Annotated in this window: 10 protein-coding genes; 4 read left to right on the top strand and 6 right to left on the bottom strand. The window is 63.2% G+C overall.

The genetic code is table 11. From position 1 onward, the window contains the following. Positions 1-2 precede the first annotated feature (2 nt). The 6 genes from THALAR_RS04715 to THALAR_RS04690 form a co-directional block, all read right to left on the bottom strand. The gene (locus THALAR_RS04715) at positions 3-1,631 is read right to left on the bottom strand and encodes a ComEC/Rec2 family competence protein (protein WP_021100349.1); all 1,629 of its coding nucleotides are present in this window, start codon (positions 1,629-1,631) and stop codon (positions 3-5) included. After that, complete coding sequence (locus tag THALAR_RS04710) at positions 1,628-3,826, bottom strand: gluzincin family metallopeptidase (protein WP_021100348.1); 2,199 nt, start codon at positions 3,824-3,826, stop codon at positions 1,628-1,630. Before THALAR_RS04710 ends, THALAR_RS04715 begins: the two co-directional genes overlap by 4 nt. Then, positions 3,823-4,989, bottom strand: coding sequence for a patatin-like phospholipase family protein (locus tag THALAR_RS04705; RefSeq protein ID WP_021100347.1), 1,167 nt, complete (start codon positions 4,987-4,989; stop codon positions 3,823-3,825). The genes THALAR_RS04710 and THALAR_RS04705 overlap by 4 nt, the downstream gene beginning before the upstream one ends. A 582-nt stretch (positions 4,990-5,571) precedes the next feature. Continuing rightward, positions 5,572-6,543, bottom strand: coding sequence for a glucokinase (locus tag THALAR_RS04700; RefSeq protein ID WP_021100346.1), 972 nt, complete (start codon positions 6,541-6,543; stop codon positions 5,572-5,574). Positions 6,544-6,546: 3 nt separating this feature from the next. Beyond that, positions 6,547-7,860, bottom strand: a complete 1,314-nt coding sequence (locus THALAR_RS04695; protein ID WP_021100345.1) for a GH1 family beta-glucosidase — start codon at positions 7,858-7,860, stop codon at positions 6,547-6,549. Further along, entirely contained in the window at positions 7,860-8,891 is a 1,032-nt protein-coding gene (locus tag THALAR_RS04690; protein ID WP_021100344.1) for a substrate-binding domain-containing protein, read from the bottom strand. The genes THALAR_RS04695 and THALAR_RS04690 overlap by 1 nt, the downstream gene beginning before the upstream one ends. Before the next feature lie 278 nt (positions 8,892-9,169). Between THALAR_RS04690 and THALAR_RS04685 the strand changes: the two genes are divergently transcribed. From THALAR_RS04685 to bglA, 4 genes are all read left to right on the top strand, one after another. After that, positions 9,170-10,525, top strand: a complete 1,356-nt coding sequence (locus THALAR_RS04685; RefSeq protein ID WP_021100343.1) for an ABC transporter substrate-binding protein — start codon at positions 9,170-9,172, stop codon at positions 10,523-10,525. Positions 10,526-10,598: 73 nt separating this feature from the next. Further along, positions 10,599-11,576 carry a carbohydrate ABC transporter permease gene (locus tag THALAR_RS04680; protein WP_021100342.1) on the top strand — a complete coding sequence of 326 codons (978 nt, stop codon included), beginning with the start codon at positions 10,599-10,601 and terminating at the stop codon, positions 11,574-11,576. Continuing rightward, positions 11,576-12,700, top strand: coding sequence for a carbohydrate ABC transporter permease (locus THALAR_RS04675; protein WP_021100341.1), 1,125 nt, complete (start codon positions 11,576-11,578; stop codon positions 12,698-12,700). Before THALAR_RS04680 ends, THALAR_RS04675 begins: the two co-directional genes overlap by 1 nt. A gap of 12 nt (positions 12,701-12,712) precedes the next feature. Further along, the gene (gene bglA / locus THALAR_RS04670) at positions 12,713-14,365 is read left to right on the top strand and encodes a beta-galactosidase BglA (RefSeq protein ID WP_021100340.1); all 1,653 of its coding nucleotides are present in this window, start codon (positions 12,713-12,715) and stop codon (positions 14,363-14,365) included. Positions 14,366-14,375 lie beyond the last annotated feature (10 nt).

Raw genomic sequence — 14,375 nt, 5'->3', positions numbered from 1 at the left:
ATTCAAGTGGTTGCAGCCGGGGGCTTGTCTTCCACCACATGCTCCACCGCGACATCCTCGGCTTTGGTGCGCTTGAGGAAGGCCTGCCACATCGCGTCGAACTCCGGCCCCGCATGGGCGTCATGGCGTTCCGGCTCGTGCGGCTCGATCATCAACACGCGGGACCGCGCCTTGTCGATCAGCGCGTGTTCAATCGCCTTCATCGGGTGCCGCCACGGGCGTGTCTTGCCCCATGCCCATGTCTTGTTGCTGGGCACCATGGCGACGAAATCCTGCGCGTAGTCGCCTTGGGCCAGCCAGTTCAGGTTGGCGTGCGGGCTGTCCAGCGTGCCGTTCAGCGTCGCGTTATGCGAGCCGTGATGCCCCGCCTTGTAGAAGGTGCAGCGGGCCAGCAGGTCTTTGGCGGTGACGGTCTGGCCGGCCACGTCCCACGAAAGATCGGCCCATGACACCCAGGAGCCACGCTGCGCGTCGCCGGTGAACAGCAGGGTGCGACCGCTCTTTTCCAGTTCAAAAGCAAGCACTAACGAGGTATTGTTGACCTCGGAATTGAGCCGCAGGGCCAGCGCCTCGGCCTCGCCCATCCAGTCGCCGTCGATCCGGCGGGACGCGGCGTCCTCGGCCAGATAGGTCATCGACAGGTAGGCGCGTTCCGGCGGCGCGTCTTCGGCCAGCGCGTCGGTGATGGTGTCATCGGGGATCACGTAGCGCGGTGCGAACGGCGATGAGGTTGCGCCGTTCGCGCCACCTGCGAACGCCGCGAAGAGGCCCGCGCCGACATCGCCCATGGCGAAGGGGCCGAGGTGGAATTCTTCGTCCTGATAGGGGTCCAGGCTGGTCAGCAGTTGCAAATCCCGTGGCGGGCCGAACGGGAAGACCCGCACGCCTTTGACGCCTTTCAAGGTCAGCGGCGCGTCACCCGGCGACAGGAATTTAATCTCGCCCTTGACCATCGCCCGCAGCCCCGCAAGGCGTTCCTTGTAACGTTTGCCGCTGATGCCAAGGCTGCGTGCGGCGGCAAAGGCCTGTTCCGGCCCCGCCGCGATGTCGCGCGGCGCGGCGCCTGCTTCGATGGCCGCCTCTTTCAGCACTTCCGCGCCGGTGCGGTGGCCGGTCTCCAGTTCCAGAAACTCCGCGATTTCGTCGGCCACACCGTCCGGTGCGCCCACGCCTTGCAACGCTCGCAGCTTCTCATGCGCCAGCGCCAGTGTCAGCAGCTTGTCGCCATAAAGCTCGCGGTAGCGGTTGGCGTCGGGGTCGGTGCCGTCCTCGGTCCAGGCGAGCCACAGGTCCTCGACGTGGAACTTGGAGAACGGGTGGTCATCGTCGCCCTTTTTCGGGAAGCCCGAGACGTGGTCCTGATGCTCGTGCGTGACCACGACCACATCCAAGCGTCCGCCGGTGTCCTTCCAGATCGCGTCGATCACGTCATCGCTGTTGATGCCCTTGTCCTTCAGGTCGGCGGGGGTGCTGCCGCCTTTGCGCCCGCAGTCGATCAGCATGAAGAACGGCTTGCCCCCGCGCGAGCGACGGAAAGTCAGCAAAAAGCAGTCGCCATGGCCCTGGCGGTACATGCGCACGCGCACGCCGGATCGCGGGGCCTTGAGGCGCGGGGTCGCTGGGGTATTCATCGGAAACCGTCCTTTATGTGGGGCGGGTGGTGCAGGTCGGCGAAGGCCGCCGCGCGGGACGAGCGGCCCGAGTGGAACGCATTGGCCGCCTGCGCGTCGGTGCCGTCGACATAGGTGCGGGCGATGGCGAGCCCTGCGGGATCGTCGACCGGATGGGCGGAGCGGATCAGCCGCCTGATGCGGAAGCTGCGGGCGTCAACGAGGAACGTGGTGCCCGCGCGGAACAGGAAGTCGCACGAGCGATCCGCGTCCTCAGACGCCGGAGGGCGGGCGTCCTCATGAGCCTGACGCTCGGGGTCGAGATAGCCGCGCCTGCTCTGGATCACCTCGATCACGTATTCCCGCTCCGGCTGGCCGCCCTGACCTTGCCTGCGTGCGATGCGCAGCGCGGCGACATGGATCGAGGGCAGGTCGGTGATTTTCGAGCGGCGCACGGTGGCCGGTGCCTCCCGCGAAAAGGTCAGGCCGGTGAGCTGGGCAAATCGGGGCGAACTGGCGGAGTTCATCAGGAGCCACAACAGCCGCTGGTAATAGGCGGACGCGTGGTAGCCGATCTCGCGGTCGCGGCTGTCATCGACCTCCAGCAGGTTTACGTCCAGCTTCAGGGTGCTGGCCGGACCCGTCTTGCGCACGGTCATGGTGGTGCTGGCGTCGTTGAAGCGGGTCAGGTTCTCGTGGATCAGCAAGCCCACATGCTCGGACTCCTCCTCGGCTTGCTCCACCGCGCGGCGATAGCGCGCGCGGCGCTCCTTGCCATCGACGATCATGGGGCTGGCCAGATGCGACAGCATCTTGCGCGGCTGGGACAGCATCAGGCCCAGATTGGAGTGGATCTTGTCGAGCCAGGCCATGTCCTCCGATATGCCGCGCATGGCCTGCCGGTCGGCCTCGGCGACGGCAAGGGTCGGCCAGCGCAAGGCCGGCTCCGAGATCGTGGGCAGGTTCGCGGGCAGGATGCCCCAGCTGGCGAACGCTTCGATGAACGCGGCACGGTAGCCTTGGGTATCCTCGGGGAACAGGTCGCGGTCGGCGGTGACGATGGCCCGCAGGTAGTCGCCGAAGGTGACGTTGACGGGCGGCATGTAGTCCATGGCGCGGATGCAGATGCGCATGACGCGGCGGGCGCATTGAGCGGCCTCGGCGGCCAGGCGGCGCTTGAGGTCGGGGTCGATGGTGCCGTCGCGCAGCACGCCGGAGCCGCCCGACGCGATGCGGAACAGGTCGCCGACACGGGTCTTGTAGATCGTCAGAAAGGCGCGGAACGCGGCGGCGACCAATATCGCACCGCGTGCGTGGGGGCCGTCGGCGTCGCGCAGCTTGGTCGGGTCGGGGTCTTGGGCGACCCAGACGCCGTGCTCGTTATACCCGCCCAGAAAATCCCGCAACGCGCAGCCGCGCCCGACCGCTTTGCCGAATTCCTGCGCCAGTTCTCCCAGCAGGTTCTGGCGGCTGAGGTCGCCTCGGGTCTTGGCGATCTGGCCTTCCAGCACGGAAGGGAACGAGAACAGTTGAAACAGCGCGATGATGTCGGCGAACGCCTCGTGCAGCGCGCGCATGTCGGGGTTGGAATCCTCGGCAAAGGTGGGGTGCAACCCGTCGAGGATGGCGTGGACGGTTTCGTGCACGATGATGTCGTGGCTCAGGCAGGTGAACACGGTGGTGCCGGAGGGCGCACTGGTGCTGTCCGGCCCGGCGGTGAAATAGCCGAACAGCAACGCCTTTTTGTCGGGGTTGTAATAGGCATTCGCCTCGCGCAGGGCGTGAGGGTAGATGCGCAGGCGGCGGGTGAAATCGTAGCGGGTTTCGCCGTTCTCGGAGACCTCGGTCGGCGCCCACTGGATGACGCGGCCCAGAGCCTCCTCGAAGGCGGCGATGGTGTTCATGGAGACCGCATAGACCATTTGCTGGTGGAATTGCGGGTTCTCCGGCGAGGGGGTCAGCCCGTCATTGAACAAAACCGCGTCGTCATTGAGGTTGACCGGCGCGTAGAACGCGCCGCTGGCGGGGTCGTAATCGACCACCTCAACGTATTTGCCGCGCGGGCCGTAGAAGGGTTTGCCCAGCTCCTGCGGGTCCAGCTCGTAGGGCAGCGTGATCGTGACCGTGCGCGCGTCGCTGTCAGCGAAGCTGCGCGCGGTGGAGGGATCGAAGGCGAAGACCTGAAGCCTGCGCGGCGGCCGGAATTCCGACATCATGGCAAAAGCGGCGCTTTGTCAGGGGCAGGGGCCTCTGGCATCAGGTATTTGCGGATCGTGCCATCCGCATAGGAATAGCCCGCGAGCACCACCGCGCGTTGGTCATCCATCGGGAATTTCTTGAGCCGGGTCGCCATGGCTGCGGCTTGTTTCAGTTGCGCGGGGCTGGCCTTGAACCCGTCCCATGCCAGATATTTCGTCGGCGTCTGGATCGTCCAGAACGCGCCGTTGCGTTCCTTCAGCCCGTCGGCCAACTGGTTGCGGAACATGTTGACCAGCATCCGCTCGCGCCAGTTCACCGACACATCGAGGAAGGTGTTGACCACGCGTAACATCATTCCCAGCCGGAATTGCGACACCTTGGCCGGGTTGTTGGAGCCCGCGTTGGACGCGATCAGGATACCGCAACGCTTCCAGATCGGCTCCAGCCCGATATTGTCATAGACGCCGCCATCGACCAGCACCGGCTTTCTGCGCAGGGCCTCGTTGTCGTAGATCGCGCCTGCGGGGGCGTTGACGGTTTCGCCGCTGAGGTCCAGACGCAAGGGGGCCAGGAAGGGCGGGAAGCCCGAGGACGCCGCGACCGCTTCGCTGAGTTTTATGGTTTGCGTCGTGGAGAAAAACGCCTTCCAGTCGGCCACATATTCCTTGGTGAACCGCACCAACCCGCCGGTTTGCAGGTTCGCCGCGCAGAACAGGAAGCGGCGGCTGGATGTGATGGAGTTGAGCTTGGCGTCGTGGAAGATGTGCTTGTCATAGGTCCGCGCCAGCTGGTTGCCGCCCGAGATGCCCGGCACGAAACCAAGGATCGACACGCCCACGTCGATGCTGCGGGAGGTGGCGTCCATCAGCGGCCTGATGAAGTGCTCGGTCATGTCGTCATGGGTGGCGACGCCTTCGGACTTGCCGTTCCAGTCGATCTTGTCCCAGTTCATCGCCAGAATGCCCGTGGTGATCGAGCCGCCGGAGACCGACGCGATGCGGGACGCTTTCGACAGGATGCCCAACTCGTTTAGCCGGATGATAGAACCTGCATGAAACAGCGACGCCCGGTAACCGCCACCCGAGAAGGCAAGGCCGATCGCAGCGGGATCGTATTTGCTGTCACGGCTCTCGGAGGAGCGGAAAAAGCCGATCTCGGTCGAGGCGGGGTCTAGCGGCATGGGACGTACTCCGGATCAAAATTCGCGCGGTTTGATGGTGTCGGTCTTCATTCGTTTTTATCACCCTAGCCGAGAAATTGAGATTTGTGGAAAATTGCGAGAGATGCCTCCGATGCCACCTGTTTGCGCGGCCAGTGCCAACAGGCGCTTCACCCCGAGACGCCCGCAGATCCTCCGGTCGTGCGGGAGAGCCACGACCGGAGGATCAAACGCAGCAACACCTAGGGACCTGGTGCTGGGGGGCACCGATGTGTTGCCACGCGGAGCGCGTGATGCCCGACGGCCTGCAAAGGGAAAATCCTCGTCGATAGCAGCGCGGCCGGGCGGAAAGTAGAGTTACGTCATCAAATAAAGCGGTTAACTTTCCGCTATGGGGAAAATCCTGCGATATTCCCCGTAAACCGATCAAGGGTGGAGTTAACCTTAACGTAAGCCTGTGAGTAGATATCACGTAATATCAGCGAGTTATGAGGCGTGAATAAGGTGTGAAACAGATTTCACACCCGTGAAACGGGGTTTTGGATTGCCTGAAGCTACGATTGCACGCGCTGGATTCGCCCGCGTCCTGAGGGCTTTTTCGCCTCAGATACGGGCCGCCAGATAGTTCGCGCAGCCTGTGAGCGCGGCGTAGTCGTCTTCGATCACGCTGACCTCGAAATTGCCCATGAATCCTGCGAAGCGGCCCTTGTCGCGGAACGCGTCGGCAAAGCCAAGAGTGGCGAAATGTTTGGCGAATGCTCGTGCCACCCCGCCTGAGAAGAACACCCCGCCGAACGGCAGGTGGATCAGGGACAGGTTGCCGGCCACGGTGCCGAGCATCCGGACGAACATCTCTGCCGCTTCGCGCGCGCGCGGGTCGGAGCGGTCCTCGAAGCCCGCCATGATCTGCGCGGCGCGGGCCTCGCGGGGGTCTCCGGCCTCGCGGCCCAGCCATGCGTAAACACGCTCCAGCCCGCGACCGGACATCATGTCCTCGACCGCGGGGAAGCCGTGGGCGGTCTCGAAGGATTGCGCCAGCCGCAACTCGGCCTCGGAGCGCAGGGGCAGGTTGGCGTGACCGCTTTCGGACGGGGGCACGTGGCGACCCCAGCGGGTCTCGAACACGGGCGCGATGTTGAAGCCGGTGCCGACGCCGATCACCAGTTTCGTGGCGTTCGGGTCGGGGTCGCTATCATGCGCGGCGACCAGCCGCGTCACCGCCCCGTCTGCCAGCGAGCCCAAGGCGTGGCCTTGCGCCTGCAAATCGTTCAACAGGCGGGCGGTTTCGGCCTTGGTGGCCCGGGCGAGGGTGGCCTCGTCCAGTTCCCAGTCCAGATTGGTCATCGAGCCGCGCCCGTCCTTCACCGGCCCTGCAAGGGCGACACAGGCGGCCTTGCAGTCGACCTTCTGGTCTTCGATGAACACACGCAGCACCGATTCAAGCCCCGCATAATCGGTGTTGGCATAGCGTGTCACCGTGTCTGTCAGCAGCCGTGTCCTTTCGGCCAAAGCCACGCGAGTGTTGGTGCCGCCGATATCGGCGACGAGGGAATAATGGTTTGCGGGGCGGGTCATGGGTCAGTCCTTCAAGGCGCGGGCTAGCGCGTGGTAGGAGGCTTTTGGCGTGCGTTCAAGCGTGTCGAAATCCACATGGACCAGGCCGAAGCGCTTCTCGTAGCCCAAGGCCCATTCATAATTGTCCATCAGCGACCAGAACGTGTAGCCGCGCAGCGGCACACCGTCGGCAATGGCGCGGCGCGCGGCGGCGAGATGCTGGTTCAGGTAGTCAATGCGGGCAGTGTCCGGCTGATCCGGCGTGTCGGGGTTCGCCATGCCGTTTTCAGTGACAAAGAGCGGCAGGCCCTTGGTGTAGTGCTGATGCACCCATGTCAGGAAATGGTGCAGGCCGTCGGGGTAAACCTCCCAACCCATCTGGGTTTTGGGCAGCGGGCCTTCGACTTCCTCATGCGCAGGCCACGCGCCATCCGTCGCGGCGATGCGCTTGCAGGTGTAGTAGTTCAGCCCCAGCCAGTCGATCTTCTGGCCAATCAGGGGGAAGTCGTCCTGCCAGCCCTTCGGCATATGCGGCTCCAGCCCCTCCATGACGTCCGAGGGGTAAGCACCGTTGAACAGCCCGCCAAGGAAGAAGCGGTTGTAATAACCGTCATAGAGCGCCGCTGCGTCGCGGTCGGCATCGCTGTCCGTTGCGGGGTGGGCGAATTCGAAGTTGCAGACCGCGCCGACATTGGAGACGCCCAAGTCGCGCAGCACCTCCACCGCGCGGCCATGGGCGCACAGGACATGATGCATTGCGTGGGCCGTGGCGCGGATGTCGCGCAGGCCGGGGGCGTGGTGGCCAAGGAAGTGGCTGAGCCAGCCGACGCACCACGGCTCGTTGATCGGCGCCACCGAGAACATGCGGTCCCCGATACGGTCCATGATGACGCGGGTGTAGTCGGCGAACCATTTGGGCAGGTCGGGATTGCGCCAGCCGCCAAGGTCGGCCAGCGGCGAGGGCAGCTCCCAGTGGTAGAGCGTGGCCATGGGCTTCAGGCCGCGCTCCAGCATGGCGTCGACGAGGCGGTCGTAGAAATCCAAGCCTTGCGGGTTGGGCGTTCCGCGCCCCTCCGGCATGACCCGCGCCCATGAGGTCGAAAAGCGGTAGGCGTCCAGCCCCATCGCCGCCATCAGGTCCAGATCCTGCGTGTAGCGGTGGTAGTGGTCGCAGGCGACAGCGCCGTTTTCGGCGCGAACCACATTGCCCGGCGTCGCGGCGAAGTCGTCCCAGTGGGTGCGCCCCGCACCGCCGAAGCTGTGACCTTCGATCTGGTAGGCGGAGGTCGCCGCGGCAAACAGGAAGCCGTCGGGGAAGTCGGAGCGTTTATGATCCATCATGTCGCCATAGGGGCAGGGCCGGTGGAGCCGCCGACGACCAGCTCCGCCTCCCATAGCTCGTGCACGGGGTCGGTGGTCTGGCCCTCGATCTGGTCCATCAGCATCTCGCCGCAGCGCCGTCCGGCGTCGCGGACCGAGGACCGGGTGGCGGTGAAAATCGGTGATCCGGCACCGTTGGGCAAGTAAGACAGCGCGTCGTCAAAGCAGATGATCGAGACGTCTTTTCCCATGACCAGCCCGCGTTCCTCGACCGCCCTGCGCACACCCAAAGCGGGAATGAGCGAGGAGGCGATGATCGCTGTGGGCGGTGCGTCCCCGTCCAGCATCTCGCAGGTCTTGGCGTAGCCGAACGGCTCCGTCATCTCGAAGGCGTGGGTGAGCGCGGGGTCGACGACGATGCCACGGTCCTGCAACGCGCTGGTATAGCCGTCGCGGCGGCGGTGGGCGAAGTCCATCTCCTCGATGCCGTTGACCAGCCCGAAGCGCCTGTGCCCCAGATCAAGCAGGAAATCCGTGGCGCGCCGGAAGGCGGAGCGGTTGTTGACGTCGAGCCAGCTATAGGGCGTCTCGCAATTGGTGGAGCGTCCATGCACCACGAAGGGCAGACCAAGGTTGTGCAGCAAGGGGATACGCTCGTCATCAAGGCGCGGGCCGTGGACGATCACGCCATCCACCTTGCCGGTTTGGGCCAGACGCATATAGGCTTCCGCCTCCTCGGCATCGTCAACGACGGAGACACGCATATCGTAGCCGCGCCGTGCATAGGACTCGCCCGCGCCGGCGATGAAGTCGGAGAACACGCAATTTACCATTTCATGCTGGCTAGACAGCGGAATCACATGGCCGATTGACATGGTGCGGCCCGTGGCAAGGCTTTTGGCGCGGGTATTGGGGTGGTAATTGTGGGCCTTCGCGGCCTCTGCTACGCGCTTGCGGGTGGCTTCTCTGACTTCAGGATAGCCGTTCAACGCGCGGCTGACCGTTGTCTGGGACAAGCCAAGCAGGTCTGACAGTTCTCGCAAATTCATCGTGGCCAATCCCTGAATGGTTGTCAAAGCGCTTTGAGCTTTTCCTTAATTCTTAAGGACAGTTGCAACAGTGGTCAAAGCACAAAGTCAACGCCGCATCGCGGAAATTTACTGTGCAGGCGCAGAAAAGATAAGGAAAACATTACCTCGCCTCCGGGATTTGTTGACAGAGGAACGTTGCTGCTTCACTTTTGCAGATATCCAAAGCGCTTTGGAAAACGATTCTCCGGCGCGTTAGATATTTACGGCGAAGCACACGCCGAAACCGGGAGGAACTCATGAAATCTACTCTATACACCTCGGCCGCCATTGTCGCGCTGAGCAGCGCCGCAGCGTTCGCGGATGGCCATCTCGCCTTTGGCATGGAAGGCGGCGACTTCACATGGGACAGCTATAACGCCTATGCAGACGCGACCGACCTGTCGGGCCAGACGGTGACGATTACGGGACCGTGGACCGGCAATGAGAAGGAAAAGGTCGAAAAGATCCTCGCCTATTTCAACGAGGCCACGGGGGCCACGGCGAGCTATTCCGGCTCCGACAGCTTCGAGCAGGATATCGTGGTGTCCGCACGCTCCGGCTCCGCGCCGAACCTTGCCGTGTTCCCGCAACCCGGTCTTGCCGCCGACATGGCGAGCCAGGGCCTGCTGACCCCGCTGCCTGACGGCACCGCCGAGTGGGTCCGCGACAACTTCGCCGCCGGTCAGTCTTGGGTCGATCTGGGGACCTACGCCAACGCGGATGGCGCAGACGAGCTGTATGGCATGTTCTACCGCGTGGATGTGAAGTCGCTGGTCTGGTATTCGCCCGAGGCCTTTGACGAAAGCGGCTATGATATCCCCGAAACCATGGAGGATCTGAAGGCACTGACCGACCAGATCGTCGAGGATGGCGGCACGCCATGGTGTATCGGTCTGGGGTCGGGTGCGGCCACCGGCTGGCCCGCGACCGACTGGGTCGAGGACATGATGCTGCGCACCAACTCGCCCGAAGACTATGACGCATGGGTTGCCAACGAGCTGAAGTTTGACGACCCCAAAGTGATCGCCGCGATAGAGGAATTCGGCGCGTTTGCCCGCAATGACGACTATGTGGACGGTGGTGCTGCGGCTGTGGCCTCTACCGACTTCCGCGACAGCCCGGGCGGTTTGTTCGAGATTCCGCCGAAATGCTATATGCACCGTCAGGCGTCTTTCATTCCGGCTTTCTTCCCTGAAGGCACCGAAATGGGGCAGGACGTGGATTTCTTCTACTTCCCCGCATATGAGAGCAAGGATCTGGGCAAGCCGGTGCTGGGGGCAGGGACGCTGTTCGCGATCACCAACCCGTCCGACGCGGCAAATGCGTTCATCGACTTTCTGAAGCTGCCCATCGCGCATGAGATGTGGATGGCACAAGGCGGCTTCCTGACGCCACATGCAGGCGTGAACACCGACGCCTACGAGAGCGAGAGCCTCAAGGCGCAGGGTGACATCCTGCTGAATGCGACGACTTTCCGCTTTGACGCGTCCGACCTGATGCCGGGCGAGATCGGGGCAGGGGCGTTCTGGACCGGCATGGTCGACTACGTCACCGGTGCTGACGCCGCCGAGGTGGCGAAGGGCATTCAGGACCGCTGGGACGCGATTCAGTAAACGCTAAAGCAATAGCCGCGAGGGGCGTGATCCCTCGCGGCCCGACCGCTTCCCCTTATCGAAGGACCGCGCCATGTCACCATTGATCCAAGGTATGCTCACCATCCTTATCGGCGTGGGCGGCTGCGTGGGCTACTTCTACGCGTCGAACCTGATCCTCGATAAGGTCATCTTCCCGACCCAGGCTAAGAACCCCGGCAAGAACATAAATCGCGCCAATATGGTGCGCCCGTGGCTGTTCCTGTTTCCCGCGCTCGCCGCATTGGGGCTGTATCTGGTCTATCCGGTGGTCGGCTCCTTCTACCGCTCGCTGTTCAACCGCAGCGGGGACGAGTTCATAGGTTTCGGCAACTACACGACCATGTTCGGCGATGACGGCTTCCAGACCGCGCTACTCAACAACTTCCTGTGGGTGCTGGTGGTGCCCGCCTCCGCCACCTTCCTTGGCCTGCTGGTCGCGCAGCTGACCGACCGGCTGTCATGGGGCAACATCGCCAAGTCGCTGATCTTCATGCCCATGGCGATCTCCTTCGTGGGCGCGTCGCTGATCTGGAAATTCGTCTACGCAAACAACCCCGATATCGGCCTGATTAACGCCATTCGTGACGTGTTTGGTGCGGCCCCGCTGGACCCGCTGCAACTGCCGTTCTGGAACAACTTTTTCCTGATGTTCATCCTTGTGTGGATACAAACGGGCTTTGCCATGGTGATCCTCAGCGCCGCCCTGCGCGGCATCCCCGAGGAGACCATCGAGGCCGCCATCATCGACGGCGCCAACCCGTTCCAGATATTCTTCAAGATCAAGGTGCCGCAGATCATGGGCACCATCGTCGTTGTCTGGACCACCATCACCATCCTTGTGCTGAAGGTGTTCGACATCGTCTACACCATGACCGGCGGCAATTTCGGCACGGAAATCCTGCCCAGCTACATGATGGCCTACATGTTCCGCGATGACGGACGCGCCACGGCGGTGGCCTTCGTGATCATGATTATCGTGCTGCCGGTTATGATCTGGAACATCCGCCAAGCCCGTCAGGAGATGAAGTAATGGACAACATCGCCGGAACCAAATCCTCCCTCTCGTGGGCCGTGAATATCTCGGTCGTGTTGCTGGTCGTGTTGTGGCTTATCCCGACCGTGGGCCTGCTGGTGTCTTCCTTCCGCGACCGCGACCAGATCAGCGCGACGGGCTGGTGGCTGTCTCCGTTCCCGGTGTCGGAGAACTATCAGGTCAAGGCCCCCGCAGACGACGCCACGGCGGATGGCGGGGTGAACACCATCACCGGCAATGTGTTCGGCGAAGGCTCCGGCAAAGTGTCCCGCTTCGGCGGCAAGCGCGCCGCACCGACCGAGTTCAAGGCGGGAGAGACGGCACAGCTGACCCGCGACCGCACCCTGACGGTGCAATCGGATGGCTCGTATATCTACACCTCACCGGAGGAGATCACCCGCGACCCGTCGATTTACTTTGCCGCCGCGTCGCCGCCGGATTTCTCGCTGGACAATTACCGGACCATTATGGCGTCGGACAACATGGACCGCGCGTTCATCAACACGCTGACGGTGACCATTCCGGCCACAATCATCCCGATCCTGATCGCGGCCTTCGCCGCCTATGCGCTGGCATGGATGGATTTCAAAGGGCGCGGCTTCCTGATCGCGCTGGTCGTCGGCCTGCTGGTCGTGCCGCTGCAACTGGCACTGGTGCCGCTGCTGACATTGCACAACAAGGTGGGCATCGGGCAGAGCTTCCTTGGCATCTGGATGGCGCATACCGGCTTCGGACTGCCGCTCGCCATATACCTGCTCCGAAACTACATGGTCGGCCTGCCGCGCGACATTATCGAGAGCGCCAAGGTTGACGGGGCCACGGACTTTCAGGTGTTCACCAAGATCGTGCTGCCGCTGAGCTTCCCCGCGCTGGCCAGCTTCGCCATCTTCCAGTTCCTGTGGACATGGAACGATCTGCTGGTGGCCAAGGTGTTCCTGCCGTCGAACTCGGAATCGTGGGTCATGACCGTCAAGATCGCCGATGACCTGCTGGGGTCCAAGGGTGGCGACTGGGGTATTCTTGCAGCTGCGGCTTTCATTTCGATCGCCGTGCCGCTGATCGTCTTCTTCACAATGCAACGCTATCTGGTGCGCGGTCTGCTGGCCGGCTCCGTCAAATAGGATACGAACCCCATGACGAAAATGGACCCCAAGCTGAAAGCCGCTTCTGCCGCCGACAAGGACTGGTGGCGCGGGGCGGTGATCTACCAGATTTACCCGCGCAGCTTTCAGGACAGCAATGGCGACGGGGTGGGGGATCTGCTCGGCATCGTCTCTCGCATTCCCTATATCGCCTCGCTTGGCGTGGATGCGATCTGGATTTCGCCGTTCTTCACCTCGCCTATGAAAGATTTCGGCTATGACGTCAGCGATTATTGCGACGTTGACCCGATGTTCGGCCAGCTCAGTGATTTCGATGCACTGATCGAGGCCGCGCATGAGCGCGGGCTGAAGGTGATGATCGACCTTGTGCTGTCGCACACCTCCGACCAGCACCCGTGGTTTCAGGAAAGCCGCGCCAGCCGCGACAACGACAAGGCCGACTGGTATGTCTGGGCCGACCCCAAGCCCGATGGCACGCCGCCCAACAACTGGCTGTCGATCTTCGGTGGCCCCGCGTGGCACTGGGACGCGCGGCGCGAGCAGTATTATTTGCACAACTTCCTCGTCTCGCAACCCGACCTGAACTTCCACAATATGGAGGTGCAGGACGCGCTTCTGGACGTGACCCGCTTCTGGCTGGATCGTGGCGTGGACGGTTTCCGGCTGGATACGATCAACTTCTATTTCGCCGACAAGGAATTGCGCGACAACCCCGCGCTGCCGCCCGAAAAGCGCAACGCCACCATTGCGCCGTCGGTGAACCCGTATAACCATCAGGAGCACCTGTATTCCAAGAACCAGCCCGAAAATCTCGCCTTCCTCAAAAGCTACCGCGCGTTGCTGGACGAGTACCCCGCGACGACGTCGGTGGGCGAGGTCGGTGACGCGCAGCGCGGCTTGGAACTTCTTGGCGAGTACACTGCGGGCGATGACCATGTGCATATGTGCTACGCGTTCGAGTTCCTCTCCGCCGAGAAGCTGACCGCATCCCGCGTTGTGGAAACCATGACGCGTTTGGACGCGGCCGCGCCTGATGGCTGGGCCTGCTGGGCGTTCTCCAACCATGACGTGATCCGCCACACGACCCGCTGGAACCTGACGCCCGCCGCACATCGCTGCTACACCACGATGATGATCGCCCTGCGCGGCTCGCTGTGCCTCTATCAGGGCGAAGAGTTGGGCCTGCCCGAGGCCGATGTGGCCTTCGAGGACCTGCAAGACCCCTATGGCATCGAGTTCTGGCCGGAGTTCAAAGGCCGCGACGGCTGCCGCACGCCGATGGTCTGGGAGCCGTCCAACCAGAATGGCGGTTTCTCCGCAGCACAACCTTGGTTGCCGGTGAGCCACGACCATGTGATGCGCTCGGTCGAGACCCAGGAACATGATCCCGCCGCGCCGCTGCACCACTACCGCCGCGCGCTGGCCTTCCGCCGCACGCATCCGGCGCTGGTGAAGGGCAGCCACGCAAACCTGATGGCGCAAGGCGACGTGCTCAGCTTCACACGCAGCTACAAGGGCCAGACCATCTTCTGCGCCTTCAACCTGTCGGACACGCCCTCCACGCTGGACATGCCTGCGGGTAATTGGGTGGCTATCGGGACGGAGCTTGGCTCCACCGGTGCGGCGTCGGACGGACGACTACATTTAGGGCCGTGGCAGCCATGCTTCGCGCTGCAACGGTAAAGGGGAGGGA

The sequence above is a fragment of the Litoreibacter arenae DSM 19593 genome (genome assembly GCF_000442275.2).
In the GTDB taxonomy this organism is placed as follows: Bacteria; Pseudomonadota; Alphaproteobacteria; order Rhodobacterales; family Rhodobacteraceae; genus Litoreibacter; species Litoreibacter arenae.
The sequence above is the reverse complement of the archived record's forward strand: the minus strand, read 5'-3'. Positions and strand labels throughout refer to the sequence as shown.